The organism is Bacteroides sp. AM16-13 (assembly GCF_003602705.1).
Taxonomy (GTDB): Bacteria; Bacteroidota; Bacteroidia; order Bacteroidales; family Bacteroidaceae; genus Bacteroides; species Bacteroides xylanisolvens.
In genome coordinates this window covers 96012-116598 of record NZ_QTLK01000004.1, presented here as the reverse complement: position 1 = coordinate 116598, position 20587 = coordinate 96012, and the positions used below count along the sequence as shown (strand labels likewise).

Annotated in this window: 14 protein-coding genes; 9 read left to right on the top strand and 5 right to left on the bottom strand. The window is 41.4% G+C overall.

Translation table 11 applies throughout. The features are described 5' to 3' along the window. Positions 1–15 precede the first annotated feature (15 nt). Positions 16–930, top strand: a complete 915-nt coding sequence (locus DW173_RS04225; RefSeq protein ID WP_120143825.1) for a glycerophosphodiester phosphodiesterase family protein — start codon at positions 16–18, stop codon at positions 928–930. A gap of 129 nt (positions 931–1059) precedes the next feature. On the opposite strand, the gene DW173_RS04220 is transcribed toward DW173_RS04225, so the two are convergent. Both DW173_RS04220 and DW173_RS04215 read right to left on the bottom strand, forming a co-directional pair. After that, positions 1060–2157 (bottom strand): SGNH/GDSL hydrolase family protein, encoded by a 1098-nt coding sequence (locus tag DW173_RS04220; RefSeq protein ID WP_120143823.1) that lies wholly within the window; start codon positions 2155–2157, stop codon positions 1060–1062. A gap of 58 nt (positions 2158–2215) precedes the next feature. Beyond that, positions 2216–3436 carry a M16 family metallopeptidase gene (locus DW173_RS04215; RefSeq protein ID WP_120143822.1) on the bottom strand — a complete coding sequence of 407 codons (1221 nt, stop codon included), beginning with the start codon at positions 3434–3436 and terminating at the stop codon, positions 2216–2218. A 105-nt stretch (positions 3437–3541) separates the two neighbouring features. Here DW173_RS04215 and DW173_RS04210 point away from each other — a divergent pair, with 105 nt between their 5' ends. From DW173_RS04210 to DW173_RS04195, 4 genes are all read left to right on the top strand, one after another. Beyond that, on the top strand, positions 3542–4075 hold the full coding sequence (locus tag DW173_RS04210) for a TIGR00730 family Rossman fold protein (protein ID WP_087320965.1): 534 nt from the start codon (positions 3542–3544) through the stop codon (positions 4073–4075). A gap of 4 nt (positions 4076–4079) precedes the next feature. Next, positions 4080–4685 (top strand): SIS domain-containing protein, encoded by a 606-nt coding sequence (locus tag DW173_RS04205; RefSeq protein ID WP_004298060.1) that lies wholly within the window; start codon positions 4080–4082, stop codon positions 4683–4685. After that, the gene (locus tag DW173_RS04200) at positions 4673–5593 is read left to right on the top strand and encodes a carbohydrate kinase family protein (protein WP_120143820.1); all 921 of its coding nucleotides are present in this window, start codon (positions 4673–4675) and stop codon (positions 5591–5593) included. The genes DW173_RS04205 and DW173_RS04200 overlap by 13 nt, the downstream gene beginning before the upstream one ends. 199 nt (positions 5594–5792) lie before the next feature. Further along, on the top strand, positions 5793–7394 hold the full coding sequence (locus DW173_RS04195) for a DUF6377 domain-containing protein (protein ID WP_008023843.1): 1602 nt from the start codon (positions 5793–5795) through the stop codon (positions 7392–7394). Between the two features lie 102 nt (positions 7395–7496). Here the strand turns inward: DW173_RS04195 and DW173_RS04190 are convergent, their stop codons facing one another. Genes DW173_RS04190 through DW173_RS04180 form a run of 3 tightly spaced genes read right to left on the bottom strand, consistent with a single transcriptional unit; the run spans position 7497 to position 11817 of the window. Then, entirely contained in the window at positions 7497–9026 is a 1530-nt protein-coding gene (locus DW173_RS04190; protein ID WP_120143818.1) for a sulfatase-like hydrolase/transferase, read from the bottom strand. Positions 9027–9053: 27 nt separating this feature from the next. Continuing rightward, the gene (locus DW173_RS04185; RefSeq protein ID WP_120143816.1) at positions 9054–10415 is read right to left on the bottom strand and encodes a sulfatase; all 1362 of its coding nucleotides are present in this window, start codon (positions 10413–10415) and stop codon (positions 9054–9056) included. A gap of 22 nt (positions 10416–10437) precedes the next feature. Then, complete coding sequence (locus tag DW173_RS04180) at positions 10438–11817, bottom strand: sulfatase-like hydrolase/transferase (protein WP_120143815.1); 1380 nt, start codon at positions 11815–11817, stop codon at positions 10438–10440. A 409-nt stretch (positions 11818–12226) separates the two neighbouring features. On the opposite strand from DW173_RS04180, the gene DW173_RS04175 reads away from it, so the two are divergent. The 4 genes from DW173_RS04175 to DW173_RS04160 all read left to right on the top strand — a co-directional run bounded on the left by DW173_RS04175 (position 12227) and on the right by DW173_RS04160 (position 20580). Continuing rightward, positions 12227–15382 carry a SusC/RagA family TonB-linked outer membrane protein gene (locus DW173_RS04175; protein ID WP_008023837.1) on the top strand — a complete coding sequence of 1052 codons (3156 nt, stop codon included), beginning with the start codon at positions 12227–12229 and terminating at the stop codon, positions 15380–15382. A gap of 21 nt (positions 15383–15403) precedes the next feature. Next, on the top strand, positions 15404–17257 hold the full coding sequence (locus tag DW173_RS04170) for a RagB/SusD family nutrient uptake outer membrane protein (RefSeq protein WP_008023835.1): 1854 nt from the start codon (positions 15404–15406) through the stop codon (positions 17255–17257). 32 nt (positions 17258–17289) lie between these two features. Then, complete coding sequence (locus tag DW173_RS04165; RefSeq protein WP_225473416.1) at positions 17290–18957, top strand: hypothetical protein; 1668 nt, start codon at positions 17290–17292, stop codon at positions 18955–18957. Between the two features lie 114 nt (positions 18958–19071). Beyond that, complete coding sequence (locus DW173_RS04160; RefSeq protein ID WP_120143813.1) at positions 19072–20580, top strand: sulfatase-like hydrolase/transferase; 1509 nt, start codon at positions 19072–19074, stop codon at positions 20578–20580. The last annotated feature ends 7 nt before the right edge of the window (positions 20581–20587 follow it).

The following is a 20587-nucleotide window of genomic DNA, read 5'->3' as shown; positions in this document are numbered from 1 at the left end:
TAAAATTGAAAAAGAATGATCAGAAAAATACGATTAATATTAGTTATATTACTTGTTTCTTTGAACGTAGCTTCTCAAACAAGATCTGACAAATTGCTCAATAATCTACACGATAAGAACTCTAAGTATATTTTTGTGATTGCCCATCGTGGTGACTGGAGAAATGCTCCGGAGAATTCCATACAGTGTATAGAAAACGCTATCGAAATGGGAGTAGATATGGTTGAAATAGATATTCAGCCAACTAAAGACAGAAACTTCATCTGTATGCATGATGAAACGTTAGAACGCACTTCGACCGGCGTAGGGGCGATAAAAGACTATACTACGGAAGAACTCAAAAAGCTAGTTTTGCGAAGTGGTAACGGTATTAAGACCAGACGTCAGATCCCAACTTTGGAAGAGGTTCTCAAAGTTTGTAAAAACCGAATTCTTGTCAATATTGACAAGGGTGAAAAATACATCAAAGAAATCCTCCCCATTATCAAAAAATGCGACATGGAAAAGCAAGTCATTATCAAAGGGAAATACCCCGTTGAGAAAGTCAAGGAAAGCTATGGTTCAAGCCAAGGAATGTTATATATGCCTATTATTGATTTATGGAATGACAAATCAGTTGCATCGGTACAGGAATTTATCAAAGACTTTGTTCCAGTGGCTTACGAGCTTTGTTTTAAAGACGAAAAATCTCTCGACCTAAACATAATCAATTCCATCATAGAATCTGGCAGCCGCGTGTGGATAAACACTTTGTGGGATTCTTTGTGTGGAGGACATGACGACGAGAATGCTTTAATTGAAGGTAAAGACACACACTGGGGATGGATACTGGAACATAAAGCAACAATGATACAAACAAACCGCCCACAAGAACTTATTCATTATTTGGAGGAAAAAGGATTGAGAGATCTGGAACAATCTTCTTTATAAGTCATTCGAAACATCTTATTAAAGAAGTAGCGGGCTTCTTGTTTTCAGGAACAACTTAACACATTTGCAAAAGAAAAAAGGTCAATTCACCCCCATGAATTGACCTTTATTTCTTCTTATTTCTTTCCGTTATTCGTCTCTAAACTTAATTTTCAGGATCTTGCTGATAGCAGGTTTATACTTCTTCAGCATCCGGTCGAACCCCAAATCGTTCGGGTGAGTTCCGTCGATGGTTCCCTCGTGATCTGCTCCCAAGAAACGGTCTTCTTTAATGAAATACAGGTTCTTTACGCCTTTTTTACGCAGTACTTCTACTTGCTCGGCGATAGCCTCATTCTGTTGCTTTACATTCTCACGGGCTTTCTGATTAAAGTTTCCCGTTTCGCGTATCAATGTCTGTATGATAATAATAGGTGTATCCGGATGTTTTTCCCGCAAGGTCATTACAAAGTCAACAGCCCGTTCGGTAATCTCTTTGGGAGAAGGATTAGGAATACAATCCAAGATAAAAGCGTCTGCATCAATATCCGCTAACATCCCGGCAACTTCTTTCTCCATTTTTCCATTACCACTCAATCCCAAATTAATGAAATTATATCCACTGCTACGGGATAAGCGGGCCGGATAGGCCATGCCCGGACGGCTGGCAGACGCTCCCTGCAAAATACTGGATCCGTAGACTACTATTTTCTCTTTGAACGGATTTTCTCCTTTATGTATGTGAGCATCAGAAGAAACGCCTATCTCCAGACTCTTCAACTCATCGTATAAGGGCAGATATAACAAACATTCTTTCTCTTCGGTTCCCATATTATCGACAATCACTCTTTCCGTAGTCACGCCACCCGGCATCCCTACTCCGGCAAATTGCCATTTCCCATCCCGTTTGATATACAAATCCAAGCCTTTCTGGGCTAGTCTGGTCAAGTTTGGCAATTGGTAATTGTCAGGAACAGTCCATTTAGCTTTTATCACCGGACTGTTCGTTGTGAAGGAAATAGCCAAACCCGCAGAGTTGGTGAATAGCTTCTTTACTGCAGGAGGCATCGTACAATACTTTGCTGTGTCTACCCGATGGAAATATTCACCTTCGATAGTCGCTTTTCCTACCAATAAAAGCTCTTGAGCCGGCACATAGGTAAAATTGTTCTTCTGCTGTCCGAATGTTGTAAGGGGAAACATTATCAGACCCAGGCAAATCCAGACATTTCGTGTTAAGTTTTTCATGGTCAGTTTAATATTAACAGTTTATTAATTGTCAGTGTATCGTAGCAGTATCAAAAAGCTACTTATAAATCAGCGTTGATAAATACTCTTCTGCAAACATTTCATTGGCAACCTCCAGTAGTTGCTCTGCTGTTAACTCTTCAATACGCTTAAAAACAAGCTCGGATGATTCATATTTATGATAATGAAGGTATGTTTTCGCCATTCCCAGTGCATTATTCTCAAAGTTATCAGATGCCACTCCAATTTGTCCGATCAACTGCTTTTTCGCTGCTGCCAACTGGGAGGAAGTCATTTTCACATCACGCATCCGCTTCAGTTCCTTATAGGTCAGTTTCAAACAGGTGTCCATATCATCCACATCCGTCCCGAAATAAATACAAAAAGCCCCTGTATCCGTGTAGGAGGTCAGATTGGATTCGACATTATAAACCAGTCCTCTACGCTCACGAAGGGACACATTGAGTTTGCTATTCATCCCGGGACCTCCGAGGACATTGTTCAATAAATAGAGAGCTGTGCGTTTGTCGTCATACGCATTATAGCCACGGCTACCAATCATTACATGTGCCTGGTGTGTGTCTCTGGGAACCGTTAAATGTTCCGGCATATAAAGAGGCGGAGGTGTGCGACGATTCTCTACTCTTACATCAGGAATATCCGAAAGGTATTTTTCTACCAAGCGGATGATTTTCTTGAAATCATATTGTCCCTGAACAAAAAACACCATATTCCCCGGTTGGTAAAACCGGCGGGTAAACGATAGAACATCCTCTGTGCGAAAACTCCGCAGCAGTTCCGGTTTACCAAGAATGTTTCTTCCCAATGGATGATTGCGGAAGATCATATCTTCAAAATCATCGAAGATCAGTTCCGACGGAGTATCTTCATACGACTGGATTTCATCGATAATGACCTCCGTTTCTTTTTCTATTTCATGCTGCGGAAAAGTTGAATGAAATACAATATCCCCCAACAGTTCAAGCGCCCGTTCCAGATGTTCTTTCAGGAAAGCGGCATAGACCACCGTTTCTTCTTTATTAGTGTAAGCATTCAGGTCGCCCCCCACATTCTCCATCCGGTTGAGGATATGCCAGGCTTTACGCTTCTCCGTTCCCTTAAAAATCAGGTGTTCTACAAAATGGGCCATTCCCTGCTCATTCTCTGCCTCATCGCGCGTTCCAGCATCGATCGCAAAACCACAATAAGCTACTTTTGAGAGGGTCGGTTCATGGATAATACGTAAGCCATTTGGCAATGTATATTCGTTACCTTGCATTGTTTTATACTTCCTTATTGAATTAATGCCACAAAAATACAATAAAACTTATTGCTGTTTATAGAAAATTGCAGATATTTGTGGACTATAACAGCAACAACGTATATGGAAAAGATAGGAATATTCTGTTCCGCCTCCGAAAACATTGACAAAATGTACTTCGAAAGTGCCCGCCAAATAGGAGAATGGATGGGACAGAAAGGCAAAACCTTGATATATGGAGGGGCCAGCCTCGGACTGATGGAATGTGTAGCCCGCGCCGTAAAAGAAAACGGCGGCAAGGTCATCGGAGTTGTTCCCGCCAAACTGGAGGAGAACGGCAAAGTAAGCACTCTGTTAGACGAAGAAATTCATACCCGCAATTTGAGTGACCGCAAAGATATCATAACGGAGAAATCGGAGGTGTTAGTCGCACTACCCGGAGGCGTTGGTACACTCGATGAGATTTTCCATGTAATAGCCGCTGCTTCTATCGGTTATCACCGGAAAAAGGTCATCTTCTACAACGAATATGGTTTCTATGACGAACTATTGAAAGCACTCCACACACTGGAGGACAAAGGTTTTGCACGGCAACCATTCTCAACCTACTACGAAGTAGCAAACACATTGAACGAATTAAAAGAAAAAATAAACTGATTATATGATAGACTCCATCAAACAACTTTTGCAACAGGAAGCACAAGCTGTGCTCAACATCCCTGTAACAGACGCTTATGAAAAAGCAGTGAAACTGATTGTAGAACAAATACATCAGAAAAAGGGAAAACTGGTAACTTCCGGTATGGGAAAAGCCGGACAGATTGCCATGAACATTGCTACAACTTTTTGTTCCACCGGTATTCCATCTGTCTTTCTGCACCCCAGCGAAGCGCAACACGGGGATTTGGGTATTTTACAAAAGAATGATTTACTCCTGTTGATCTCCAACTCGGGCAAGACACGGGAGATTGTGGAATTAACCCGTCTGGCTCATAATCTGGATCCGGATTTGAAGTTTATTGTTATTACTGGTAATCCGGACAGTCCGTTGGCAAAAGAGTCGGATGTTTGTCTTAGTACCGGTAAGCCGGCTGAAGTCTGTGTGTTAGGCATGACTCCTACTACCTCTACCACTGCCATGACAGTGATCGGAGATATATTGGTGGTACAAACCATGAAAGAAACCGGATTTACGATCGCCGAATATTCAAAACGCCATCATGGTGGTTATCTGGGAGAAAAATCAAGATCACTATGCGAAAAGTAATCGGTATCGGAGAGACAATCCTCGATATCATCTTTCGAGGTGACCAGCCTTCCGCAGCCGTACCGGGAGGCTCTGTATTCAACGGCATCGTCTCATTGGGACGAATGGGAATAAACGTCGGCTTCATCAGTGAAACCGGGAATGACCGTGTAGGCAATATTATCCTGCAGTTTATGCGTGAGAATAATATCCCAACGGATCATGTCAACGTATTCCCGGACGGAAAATCACCGGTATCTCTGGCTTTTCTCAACGAGCAAAGCGATGCAGAATATATATTTTACAAGGATTATCCCAAACAACGCTTGGACGTCCTATTCCCTAAATTAGAGGAAGATGACATTGTGATGGTGGGTTCGTATTATGCACTGAATCCGGTATTACGGGAAAAGGTTCTCGAATTACTCGATCAGGCACGGGAAAAGAAAGCCATCATCTATTACGACCCGAATTTCCGCTCTTCTCATAAAAACGAAGCCATGAAACTGGCTCCAACCATTATTGAGAATCTTGAATATGCAGATATCGTACGCGGTTCATTAGAGGATTTCCTCTATATGTATAATATGCAGGATATAGACAAGATATACAAGGATAAAATCAAGTTCTATTGCCCACGCTTCATCTGTACTGCAGGTGGAGAAAAGGTAGCGTTGCGCACCAATCTGGTCAACAAAGATTATCCGGTAGCACCGTTACAGGCAGTCAGCACCATTGGAGCCGGCGACAATTTTAATGCAGGACTCATTTATGGATTACTTAAATATGATGTTCGATACCGCGATCTAAATAACTTGAATGAAGAAATATGGGATAAAATAATCCAATGCGGAAAAGACTTCGCAGCCGAGGTTTGCAGAAGTTTTAGTAATTCGGTATCCGTGGAGTTTGCTAAAAAATACAAATAACAATTATTCTCTAATTTTATATAGACATTTCTGAAAAAGATTCCATATCATAAATTCCATATCAAACTGGTATTCTTTTACGGTTTGGTATGGAATTATAAATCTCAGACATGAGAATTAAATCACAAGCTGGCATTTATCAAATATTATATTTACCTTTATCCCAAATTCTGCTTTAGCGATAAAATCTAATATAATCATGAGAAAGTTTATTTTACCTGTGTTACTCTGCTTTATTTTTATCAATCCGGCTACAGCTAACGATGAAATCAAGTCATTACTAAAAACATTAGATAAAGCCCTAAAGTATAAATTAGATTATGCAGAACAAAAGCAAGAGCAAATAGATAGTCTCAAAATAGAACTGAAGTTACACCATAAAATACACAAAAAAGTACAAATAGCCGAATTATTATGTTTCGCCTATTCTTCCTTTCAAAAAGATTCCGCTTTAACCTATGCTATTCATATGAATGAATTAGCTCAAGAAAGTGGAGATGGAGAGCTTATTATTGAAGCCAAGTTAGACTATGCACGTATTTTATCTTCCATGGGATTTTTCAAAGAAGCATTGTCCATTGTCAATCCCATACAACATGAATTATTGTCTCCCAAACTTAAAGTGGAATACTTCCTCGGGCAAGCCACTATCTACAATCACCAAAAGAATTTTGCTTCCAGTGAAATAGAATCACGCAAGAATGATTTGATAGAACAAACTTATCGTGACTCTTTACTTCAATGCGCAGAAGTCCCTTCCAATATACGGGCTTTCACAATTGCTCCTATCCTGCTACACAAAAAGAAATATAATGATGCCATCTATATGCTGGATAGCGCTTATTTAAGCTATCCCCAATATTCACGGAATGCCGGCATATTAGCTTATTCATTAGCCTCTGCCTATCAAGGCAAAGGTGACTCTAAGAATGCAATCAAGTACTTTGCCATATCTGCCATATCCGATGCAATAAGCGGAACTAGAGAGAACCGTTCTTTGCGAATATTGGCAAAACTTATTTTTGAGAGTGGAGACATAGATCGGGCATACACATACATGAAAAATGCAATGGAAGATGCCATCTTATGTAATGCCAGAATCAATACAATTGAAGCCTCGGATATGTACCTCTTCATCGACAAGGCTTTTCAAGAGAAAGAAAAACGCAAATTTGTTATTATTAGTAGCCTACTCAGTTCGCTGTGCCTTGTCTGTATCCTATTATTTATACTTTTCACCCAACTAAAAAAGCAAAAGAAAAAAGTGGAACAAGCCAATAAAAGCCTGTCATATCATTTGGATGAAATACAAAACATAAACTCTGCACTGGCTGATAGCAGTAAAATTAAGGAAGAATATGTGGGATTATATATGGAGCAATACACCAACTATATCACCCAGATAGACAGTTTCAAAAAAAGAGCCCTTAAAATAGCAAAGAGTGAAGATATCAATAAAGTGGTTTCTTTCCTCAAATCTTCGTTGAACACGGAAGAAGACTTGGCCGAGTTCTACAATAATTTCGACAAAGCTATTCTCAACTTATTTCCCAACTTCGTAGCGGACTTTAACGCGCTCTTATCACCCGAAAATGCCATAATACCTGGTACTGGTAAACTACTGACTCCCGAACTGAGAATCTTTGCACTGATTCGGTTAGGAATCACAGATAGTGTGAAAATAGCCCATTTCCTGCAATACTCACTATCGACCATTTACAACTACCGCTCAAAAATGAGAAGCAAAGCCATTGGTGATCGTAACGATTTCGAGGAAAGAGTGGGACGTATCGGACAATAAAAAAACACCCACTGCAATAAGCTGTTTTTTTCTTATTGCAGTGGGAATGATTATTTTTCTCATATCGAGCTATACAAGCCCCCGAACACACATTCTTCTACATCAAGGATTGACTTTAACAACTTGTTCCCATTTCAATTTCGTCGGATAGCCCCAATCCGGTTTAGTAGGATCACAGAAATCGCCAACAGACGCCATTCGAGCATAAAGTAATTTAGTAAGCTCTTCACGTTTTTTACTATACTTCGGATTGTCATAAAGATTATTCATTTCCATTGGATCCGCCTTAAGGTCAAAAAGCTGCGGATGACGCTGACCGTCTACATTGTAAAGTATAAGTTTGAAACCATCTTTCTTGATGGCTCGTTGGAGGTTAATATATGTCAGCAATATGTCCTTGCGCTTTTTCACTTTCGGGTTCTGTATGGTTTGCGCTAATGAAATACCCTTAACAGTAGCCGGCGCCTTTATATTCGAAAGATCGCAGAGAGTGGGGTAAAGGTCATAAAGATAACAGTAGGCATCGCTCATGACATTTTGCGGGATATTAGGTCCGCATATCACTAAAGGCACTCTCACCGCTGCTTCATATAAGTTCTGTTTCCCCAACAGTCCGTGTTCTCCGACACAAAGGCCGTTGTCCGCAGCAAATACGATGATGGTGTTATCGGCTTTGCCACTTTTTTCAAGCATATCAAGGATACGTCCTATCTGAACATCTACCTCGTTCACCATACTATAATAGCGGGCCCTTTCAGCAAGCACCTGTTCCGGTACACGCGGAGTAGGCAACAGTTTTTCATCACGTTCATTAAGGTCGCCATTATCAAACGGATGCTGTGTGACAAAATTCTTTGGCATCGTAATTTCCTTGCTGCCGTATTTGCGTCCGTAATCGGGTAATACGTTACGCGGATCATGTGGCGAAGTAAATGCGACATACATCAGAAACGGGTTATCATTCGATGCATTTGTTTCAATGAACTTGATGGCGGCATCGGCATACAACTCAGATGAGAAAGTATTGAGTGATGCATTTACCCATTGACCATTTTTGTATTTCCCTGTCGGGTCATACTCATGCAGATAAGGGCATCGGTGTCCCTTTTCTTCCTTTTCATTTCCATAGGGATGCATTCCCCCGAAAAAAATATTTGCACCCGTAGAGAACGAACGGTTGAATGCAGCTTTGTCACTATGCCATTTGCCGGTTCCGAAGGTTGTATAGCCGTTCTCGCGGAACAGTTCGGGAAATGTTTTCTCATTCTTGGGAATGATTTGTCCATTGCGATGTACGTCCATCAGACCGCGCCCGGTAAGGAGCATCGCACGACTGGGCTGCGAGATGGCGCCATTGAGCCCACCCATTACGTGAGTTTGGGTGAATGACATACCCTGATTGACAAGCCTATCCATATTCGGAGTCTGAATCTCGTTATTACCCCAGGCATGGATAGTGCTGAATGTCTGGTCATCCGTTAGTAATACAAGCACATTAGGACGTTTCGGGCTATTTTCTTTATTGACTTTTTCTGGATTTGCCCCGAATACAGAAGAGCCTCCAAAAGGGACATTTAATATGGCTGGAAGGCATAGGAACAGAGTCTTATTTTTCATTTTTAAATTCATCATACTAGTTTTATTTTATGATTTAAGTTTCTATTTAGACGGTGCCTGGCAAGGGACTGCCCCCCAAGCACGGTAATGTTTAGTCATTGCATTGTTCAATTTCCGAAACATATCCCCTTGCAAAGGTAGCGGAGTAGTTTCCAAAGAGTCCTCTTCCAAATTGAACATCTGCGCCTTTTCAAAGGGAAGATTCTGTAAAAGTTTATACTCATTATACCTCACAGCACTCTGTGACTTGCCACAAAACTGCGCGCCACCTTCATTTCGGAGCCAGAAGACAAAGCGGTCTTCTGTGTTCTGGGTCTTTCCCTTAATGGCATCCAGTACGGAAATACCGTCTATCTCATGCTTGACCGGTACATTTACAAAGTCACATATAGTGGGCATAAGGTCCATCATCACCACGAAGTGATTGTCACGTCGGCCACCTTCGAAAACTCCCGGCATATTCAATGCGCAAGCGACATGAATACCACCCTCAAACATATCGCCTTTGGCACCCCGGGTAGGACCATTATTCGCCATACTTCCCCGGTCTCCTCCATTATCAGAAGCAAATATCACCAAGGTATTATTCAATTGACCACTTTCCTCAAGAGATTGTATCACCTTACCTATATTATAATCCAAATGTTCAATCAGGGCTATCAGCCTTGCACGCTTAACCGGCAGAGACTTGTCTCTCTCTTGCACCTTGTTCACCCATTCTACCGGAGGTTGCAAAGGAGAATGGGGAGCATTGTAGGCAAGATAAAGAAAAAAGGGATTCTTCTCTTTTGCTTCTTTCTTGATATAATCCACACTCCATGAAGTAAACAATTCGGTAGCATGGCCTTTAGGATCGATTTCCTTGTCATTCAGGTACATATAATTTCCTCCCTGTCGCCGATGCGTGTAATAGTCATCCATCATATCCGCAAGAAAGCCATGAAAATGATCAAATCCTCTTTCATTAGGAAGATTCGGACTTTCCCAACCCAAATGCCATTTACCAATCAGCGCGGTTCTATAACCACCATTCTTGAGCACCTCGGGCATAGTGACGGCAGACGGATCAAAATAGCCCCAATTTTGGTCAACGGAGGGACGTATGACTCCGGGCACTCCTACCATAGCCGGGAAACGCCCGGTCAACAGTGCGGCACGCGAAGGAGAAGAAACCGATGAATTGGCATAAAAATTATCCAGACGTACTCCTGTTTCAAAGATGCGATCAATATTGGGAGTACTCAAATCTTTGGCATATTGGCAGGACAAATCGCCCAATCCAAGATCATCTACAAGAATCAGCAAGACATTAGGAGTCGCTTTATCAACCGTATTCGAGGCCAAAGCCGCACCGGAAGTCATAGCAGCTCCCAATGCCAACAAGGCTGTTTTTTCTATCTTCATAGTTACTATGTATGTTAATGTGTTATTTTTTATTCGTGCGCTGTACTTTTCGAGCAAACTGATCAGGAACTTCTGAATAGACGGACTCAGCCCAGCGGGTAATCTCTTTGTCCAGTCTTTCAACCAATTCAGGTTCCTGCTTGCTCAAATTGTTTTTCTCATATGGGTCATTGTTCAAATCAAACAAATGCAGCGTAATGTCCCCCTTTTGATTGTAACGAACCAGTTTCCATTTACCATCTCTCACTGATATAGTCTTATTACCATTACCCCAAAATAAAAGCCTTGGAGCAAGATTTTCTCCTTTGAACAAAGGCACCAGAGATGTTCCATCCAGTTTCTTCTTTGAATCGTTATAATGAATGTCAGCCATATCCAACATAGTTGGAAAAAGGTCGAAACTCATCACTGTTTGTTCGCATGTTGTGCCCTCTTTAATAGTACCGGGCATATAACAAATGCCAGGAACACGATGACCACCTTCCCATGGACTTCCTTTAGCACCTTTATATCCTCCGGCAGAACCTCCATTATTTATTACCGGACCATTGTCGGAGAAAAAGACAACGAAAGTATTCTCATCCAATTTATATTTCTTCAGCGTCTCCAGAATACGCCCTACACTCCAATCTAGTTCCTCTACCATATCTTTATAGATTTCTTTATTCGATCTATCAGAGTTTTTATCCCCTTCCGGAGTGGCCTCTGTACGAATCGCTTTCTCATGAGGGCCCTGCATGGGAGAATGAGGAGCCGCATGTGCTATATACAGACAAAACGGCTTATCTTTATTTTCCTTTATATAATCTTCGGAGAGCGTTGTTAACAGGGTTGTTGTGTATCCCGGCATATCTTTCACTTCCAGTCCATCCCACCAATCCATATCACCATAACGGTTGCGGTGGCTCTGATAGTCGACATTTCCGGACTTAAAACCTACAAACTTCTGAAAGCCGAAATTCATCGGATGATGTTTCTGTAAATATCCTAAATGCCATTTGCCAATCAAAGCTGTCCGGTATCCATTGTCTCCCAAGACTTTTGCAAAGGTTATTTCTTCCGACGGAAGTCCCACCTCCTTATCTTTATCATTCCGGGGTACTAAAAGAACTCTCTCCAAACCAGCTCTCTGTTGATAACGTCCGGTTAATAACCCGCAACGCGTCGGACTACTAACTGAACCGTTCGAGTGGAAGTCTGTGAACATCATCCCCTTTCGCGCCATTTGATCAATATTAGGGGTCCTTATATACTCATTACCATATATACCCACATCACCATATCCCATATCATCTGCAACGATAATAACAAAGTTAGGTTGTTTCTGAGCCATCATTTCAACAGGAGAAAATGCTGCTAAAGCACAAGTAGCGGCTACAAAATGTCTTGAGTGATTCTTCATATTTTATGCGATTTTAGTTGTTGAAAGGGAAAACAAATACTTTTATATTTATGCAAATATACGAAATGCTAATACCATTGAGTCACATCTGGTTCCATTTTAAGATAAAAGTAAGTCTACCAACAGATAAAACTCTACAAATCAAATAAATACATTTGAAATAAAGACAATTTATGTAGTTATGGTAAAAATGAATATAAAATCCGATATCTCCATATTCAACACCTTCCTCAACTATAAACAGTTCACACACCTATTACATTTTCCCCATCACTCACGGCACATAAACAGCTACTATTCAACATATTACATGTTATACTGTTTTACAAATTCTCTTTGGCGGCTTTACATCCTATAAAAAATTAGTATATTGATTGTATTTTTGTGGCATAACTAAATTTATTACTATATGAGAAATATTATTTCTATCCGCATTCTTTTCCTAATTATTGTATTCTCCATATTTGCAGTTTCTTCATATACAGATGGAAATACATACGCCCAGAATGCCCGAACATTTGCAACAGGAACTGTTGTTGACGAGCAAGGACAGCCTATACCCGGCGTGAATGTCCTTTGCCAAAATTCCAATTATGGGACCACCACTACTATTGATGGCACTTTCAAAATTCAAACGAAAGGTAAAAATCCAATTCTTGAATTTTCGTTCATCGGATTTCAAAAACAAGAGATCACAATCAAAGATCCAAAGAAACTTATTAAGGTAGTCATGATTGAAGACGGCTATATGTTGGATGAAACTGTAGTCATTGGCTATGGAACGCAGACCAAAAGAACAATAACGTCTGCCATGACCTCCATCAAATCCGAAGAATTATCTGGATATGTAGGTTCTTCCATCGAACAGACCATCTCGGGTTTAGTGCCAGGAGTTCGTATACAAACTTCCGATGCAACTCCCGGTGGTGATATTAATGTAGAAGTTCGTGGTATCGGTACCGTTACTGCTGGCTCGGAACCTTTATACATTGTCGACGGAATACCGATGGAAGGCGGCCTGTCAGCAGTCAATCCTGATGATGTATCCAACATTCAGATTCTGAAAGATGCCGCTTCAACCGCTGTATATGGCTCGCGCGGTGCCAATGGTGTAATACTTATTACCACAAAGCGCGGTGAAAGTGCAAAACCAACAATAACCATTAATGCCGCAACCACCATAGCACAAATACAACATAAGTTTGAATTGATGAACACAGCCCAATTGCTGGAATATTATAAAGATAAGAATCTGAATGAAAGATTCCGTTACACAACAAATCAAAATCAGGACTATTTTCCTTTCGACGAGAATCTCAATACAGACTGGCAAGATGCCATCTTCCAAAATGCCATTCAACAGAAATACAACTTGTCTATTGCAGGAGGAAGTAAAAATATGCGTTACCGAATTTCCGGCGAATACTTCGACCAGGAAGGTATTCTGATATGTACTGGAATGAAAAGATTCGCTTTCCGTTCCAACTTCGACATCGAATTAAATAAATGGGCCAAAGTAACTGTGAACTTTGCTCCTACGTTTATCAATCAGAGAAGGACCAGAGAAGGCGGAGAAGGCTCGAACAGTGTAATCCGAACCGCAATTTCCATGTATCCCTTTTTCCCGGTCAAACTCCCGAATGGAGAATATTTTTCCACATTAGAGTACAACCTGGCACCGACTAAGGCAACCGATTCAAGAGATCCCGAAACCGGTGCATTCCCCACTCTTACCGATTCGCCATTAGCTGACAACCAAGACAACCCAGTCAGAATCGCTCATGAGTACAAAAACGAAACGAGTCAGAATCGCATTGTTGGCGGTCTTAACTTCGAATTAAAGTTGGCCAAGGGATTAACGTTCAAACCATCATTGGCTATCGATATCATGTCATCCGAAAACTCAATATGGTATCCGGCTTCCATTGGCAAAAACCGTACTGACTCTGAGGCTTCCACCACAATGACCCGCAAGCTCATGTGGATTAACGAAAACATACTGACCTATCAGAAAGAGTTCGGAGACCATAACATCAGTGCCGTAGGAGGTATGACTATACAAAGCAACCAACTCAACAAGCTCTACACATCCGCCTATCATTTTGCGACAGAATCTCTACCTTCCATCAACGGAGGTGTAGTCAACGGAGGATATTATAATAAAACCGAAGACCGTATGCTATCCTACATAGCCCGACTGACCTACGACTACAAAAGAAAATATATGGTTCAAGGAGTATTCCGTGCAGATGGCTCAAGCCGCTTCGGAAAGAACAACAAATATGGTTATTTCCCCTCCATTTCTGCAGGATGGGCTATGACAGAAGAAAAGTTCATGAAACCACTCAGGAAAGTACTTAGTGAACTCAAATTGCGAGGTAGCTTCGGCTTGTCCGGCAACAATGCTATCGGAGACTACAACTATGAGACCAAAATGTCACAGCAATCGTATATAGTAGATGGTTCTGTTGTAAATGGCTGGGCTCCATCGAACATTGCTAATCCAGATTTGAAATGGGAAGTGTCCAAACAGACAAACTTAGGTATAGATATAGGTCTTTTCCACAACCGAATATTCATGCAACTTGATTTGTACAAGTCTATCACCTCCGATATGCTTCTCAATACAATCGTTCCAAGCACTTTAGGAGTTTCACGCATGCTACAAAACGTCGGTTCCGTTGAAAACAAGGGTATCGAGTTCAATATCGTATCACGTAACTTGACCGGCAAATTCAAATGGACAACTACGTTCAACATCTCCGCCAACCGAAACAAGGTATTGGCACTAGGACTCGATTCTGAAGCCATCACTGATGGAGTAGCAGAATCAAACATCACGAAAGTAGGCTATCCGATAGGTATGTTCTACGGAAATGTATTCGGCGGTATCTATCAGTCAATGGAGGAGATTCAAGCACTGCGGAACGACCCCTATTCAGGACTAGCTTTCGACCCGAACGTTCGTCCAGGAGACTGTAAATGGTATGATCTCAACGGTGACGGACTTTATGATGATAATGACCGTACTATTATAGGAAATCCTTATCCACGTTTCAATGCCGGTATGGTCAACACATTCTCATACAAAAACTTCTCATTTAGTTTTCAGTTGAACGGACAATACGGAAATCAGATTTACAACTATACATTACGTGAAACACTCCGCGGAAACAACAATAACAACCTTTCCATCAAAGTAGTAGACAGATGGCGTTCGCCCGAATCGCCGGGTAATGGTTTAGCGGACCGTACTTACACCTCCAATGATGTACGTCCAACTACGGAAATGAGTAAATTTACCAACCGATATCTCGAAGATGGTTCTTATCTGTCCATCCGTAATATCCAACTTTCGTACACATTCGACAAAAAGATGCTTCGGAAAACCTTTTTAAACGGATTAGTACTAAGTTTCAATATCGACAACTTGCATACTTTCACCAAATATACCGGTATGAACCCCGAAGCCAACACATTCCGTTCGGCCACCGCACCGGGCATCGACCGTACCGGATATCCTTTATCCAGAAATTTCACCATGGGACTGAAAGTTACATTATAAATCTAAAGCATGAAAAAGAATATGAAAAATTTGAAGAATATATTTACAATGGCATTGGTTACTACCTGTATGTCCGCTTGTACTGGTTTTCTAGACATTGAGCCGGAAACCACTTTAACGGGTAAAAATTTCTACAAGTCACCCGATGATATACGTTCGGCATTGTATTCAACTTACTCTTCATTGAGAGACAACGGACTGTATTCGGCCAGCATCTATCTCTTCGGTGATGTGCGTTCGGATGTCGCATTCCCGAATCAGACCAATTATTATGCCAATACTTTCCGACATGAAATTGAAAAATTTACCATATCTGCCAACAACAGCGGAAACCAAAACTACTGGGCTCATCACTACAAAGGAATCATAAGAGCCAACACGGTCATTGAGAAAGGAAAAGAACTTTTCGGAAATGATGAAGCCGTTCAGAAATACATTGCAGAGGCCGAAGTACTACGTGCCCTTTTCTATTTCAACTTAGTTCGCGCTTACGGCGGAGTACCCATCATTATGGATATCCCGCAAGAATACACAGATTCCAGAGGTCATCTGCGTGCATCCACAGAAGAGGTGTATATACGAATTCTCACCGATTTGACCACCGCCATCGAATCTAACAATCTTTATCGCTCAACAAATAACGGAGAGAAAACTCCAACAGGAAGAGTCAACAAATATGCGGCAGAGGCTTTACTGGGAAAAGTACTTCTATCCATGCCGAACGACATCACAGAAGCTGCTTATCCCAACGTAGAAGCATGGAAAGATATATCTGCCAATCCAAACATTACCGTATTTTATCCGGAAACGACCACTACGCAATACGAAGCCGCCAAGTATTATCTAGAAGATGTGATAAACAATGGAGGATACGAATTGTACCCGAATTTCAGTGAATTATTCAAGCCCACAAACAAACATTCAAGTGAGTCTATATGGGAAGTGGAATATAAAACAGGTCAGGCAGAAGGATTGGGCAGCCCGTTCTACACTCTTTTCTCACCCGCATCCTATGCACCCCGCAATAAAGCCAACTCAAACGGATATATCCCATCTCCCATTTCAAATCAAGGAAATGGCGCATGCGCACCGACCGGATATTTTATGGACATGGCAAAGAAATGGGATTCCATGTATCCCGATTATCAATATGAAGTACGCAAATTCGATGATGTTATCTACACCGATACACGCATCAGCGACGGTAATATCAAATTAGACACAGATGGTATTTCTTATCTTCCGGTTAATGAAAATAAAGATTATACACAAAACGTCGCATATCCTTACGACCCTTATACTGGTACCTCTTTCCGGACTTCTGTCAAAGGCTTTAGCGCAGACGACCAGTGGATGTGCGGCAAATACATGGGTTCATCAGAATATAAAGTAAATGATTCTGATGACAATTGGTATATCCTCCGTTTTGCGGACGTACTGCTGTTATTGGCAGAAGCGGAAGCACATATAAGTGACGGAGTTCTGTCACAAAGCGTTTTGAATAATACAATCAACCTTGTACGGGAAAGGGCCGGTATTGTTCCGTACCTTGCATCTGGAGACTCTAATAAAGAATGGGTTCTAGATACTCCAGAAAAGGTTTACCAAGCAATCTATGACGAACGAACATTGGAATTGGCGTTCGAAGGACATCGCTGGTTCGATCTCGTACGCTCAGGGAAAGCAGTAGAAGTAATGAACCAACACTTCACCAATTTCTATAATGCTTATACTTCCAACAGCTCTCCTAATGTGAACAACTACTATATGAAGAGCGAAAAATTTGAGATTGACCAATACTGTACCTTATTTCCTATTCCGTCACAAGAGATACGTTCCAATCCTAAGCTGACACAAAATTATGGTGCAAGATAACAAATGTTATATAAACGAAAGGAAACATGATTATGAATAAGATTACCGCATTACTATCCATATTGTTTATTTCAAGTCTGTTCTGTTCTTGCGAACACCCCGGAATAGAATATATTGTACAAGAAAAGGGGTTAAACGTACAAGAATCAACCATTTATGTAGACGGATTCCTAGCCAAAGGTACCCCCGCTTTTGCTGGTGATGAAAACGAACCGGGTGACCGCTTGGGTATTCCGTTCGTCAACGGGTTTGGTCGGAAACTACTCGTCAAGTTTGTTGATCGGTCATCCGAAACAGGATTGAAAATAGAAGACGGAGAGGTACAACTCTCCTTTCAGGGAGATAAACAATATGCTTATTTCCCAATAAGCGGAACCCCAACGCAAGACGGGTCGGTACCTATCTCATTTGATATTTTTGAAGATGGAGAAAAAATTGGCACTACTGTCACTAAAACAATTCCAATTTGGGCTGAGGGCACTCAACGTCCTGCACGTGAACTCATTCCTACCAGTGAGAAACCTTTTGTTCTTCTCGGTGGAGAAATTAACTGGGTAAATCAATCTGCTCCAGTGACCGGAGCACAAAACGAACAAATATTTTGGTATGCGCGAATGTCCAGCCCCTCCACAGAAATCAAAACTGCAGGACTTACATACAACTGTGTTGCTAACCTACGTTACAATTCCATTATGATTGCCAATAATGCCATTCGCCCCAGTTTTACCGAAGAAAATGGCGTAAAAGCACTTACTTTGTTTATTCCCACCCAAGAAAACATCGAACAATACCCCGAAGCTTTTACATTAAAAGACGGCGCTCTAAGCCACGTTTGGGGAGAAAATGACATATTCTTTCATGGGACAAACTCAAAACCAATTTCTGTAGGCATGTGGGACGAAAACACATCTGATATACTCTATGGGGGAAACCGCACACGCCCCATGTCATCTGCATCTTGGACTATCAGTGCTTCAACGCCCAAGTCTTATATCGAAAAGCCTGGTAACTATAAGATATATATCAAATATACAAATACAGATGCCGGTAATGACATCGTGCAGTATTTTCCCAAACATCCTGTCACAGGAGAAACAGGATGGGTGCCTTTTGAATTTACAATTACTGAAAATCCGGTATCCGGATTTGTTGTCAATCCAAACCTTACTACTGATACTAACATACCGGCCTTCAATGAAGATTGGGAACCTACAGAAAGTAATCCCGTAAAAGCAGTACGAGGAGAATTGGTATACAAAAGTAACCAGCAAACAAAAATCCTAACCAAAGGAGAGGCACTTGGAAGTAATATTGCTTTGCGCATTTGGTTTGCAACATACAAGTCAGAAGGAGCTACAGCACCAATAGGCTATAACTTCAAAGCGCATGATGACGGTAAGAACGATTGGTTTAGAGGATTCTACACACCAGATGTTGTAAAAGTAGCCGGTAACAAATCCAAAATTGGAGCTGGAACAGCCAACAAGAAAAGTAATGAGACCGTTCATTTCTTTGAAGATCCAAAATTAAATGAAAAGTACTTCATATCGTATGTCGATTTTAATGCGGATGCAAGTACCTTATTAAATAAAGCGGGAACATTCACTTTCATATTCGATTCACTGCCTAACTCAGGCACGGCAACCCCCAAATTTGAGAATGGATTCACCTGTCCTATAAATGTTATAGTACAAGAATAAACAACAAATGTGAGTTCAATGATTTTTCACGTTATATTACTCTGAAGATTCATTGGACTCACATAGACTAATTGATAAAGATATAGAATTCACAAAAAGATTTAATCAAAAGTGATGAACAAACTAATAACAATCTCATCCGCACTCCTTGCGGCAACTGCCATAAAGGCGCAATCGCCCAATGTGATATTTATATTAGCAGATGATTTAGGCTATGGGGACATTTCGGCATTCAATCCGGAATCCAAAATCCATACTCCGAACATCGATAACTTGACACACTCCGGAATTTCCTTTACGGATGCCCATTCATCTTCCGCACTCTCCACTCCCTCGCGCTACTCCATTATCACCGGAAGGTATCCTTGGCGGACAACCATGAAAAGTGGAGTGCTGAATGGGTTCTCTCCAGCCATGATTACTCCCGACCGCCGGACAATTGCCCAAATGTTTTCTGAAAACGGCTACAGCACTGCCTGCATCGGGAAATGGCATCTTGGTTGGAACTGGGCATACATACAAAATAGTCAGAGAAAGCAGAAAGATGTAGACTTCTCACAACCCATCAAAAACGGACCTACAGAGAGAGGATTTGACTATTTCTACGGCATACCAGCATCGCTGGGCACAGCTCCACACGTTTATATAGAAAACAACAAAGTGACCGCTCTTCCCAACCGTACCATCGGTCCACAGAAAGGAATCAAACTGATACGCAACGGAGTGGCAGGCGCCGATTTTGAGCCGCAAGACTGCCTGCCTAATATCATACGCCACAGCGTGGATTATATCGACAAACAACGCAACAGTCAGAAACCGTTCTTCCTCTATCTCCCCATCACCGCACCACATACGCCCGTATTACCGGCAGAGAAATATAAAGGTCAAACAATTATAGGAGATTATGGCGATTTCGTAGTCATGATAGATGACATGGTGCAACAAATTGTGGAAACATTAAAGAAAAATAACCAACTGGAAAATACCATCATCATCTTTACATCGGATAACGGATGCGCTCCTTATATAGGTGTAAAAGAAATGGAAGAGAAAGGACATCACCCAAGTTACATCTACAGAGGTTATAAAAATGATATTTACGAAGGTGGGCACCGTATACCGCTCATCGTATCCTGGAAGGGAAAATACGCAAACGAAAGCAATGGATCACTGGTCTCACTTGCCGACTTTTATGCTACCTTTGCCCAAATGATGAACTATCGGCTAAAGGATAAAGAAGCAGAGGATAGTTATAGTATATGGCCAATACTAAACAAAAAAGGGACGTCTGCGCGTAAGAACCTTATTTATGCATCGGGCAAAGGATACCTTTCTCTGCGCACTCCCAAATTGAAGCTAGTATTCCACGGTGGTTCAGGCGGATGGGGTTATCCGAACAAGCCTGCCGAACTTGCCCAGTTGCCTAGTATGCAACTTTTCGATCTGGAGAAAGATCCGTCGGAAACAATGAATCTCATCGGTGACAAACGTTATAAGAAAAATGTAGAAGAAATGACACAACTAATCAGGAAGTATGTAGAAGAAGGACGTTCCACACCCGGAAAGAAGAGCGCGAATGATACAGGCAATAGCTGGGAGCAAATCGAAATTTTCATGCAATAGCAGAATT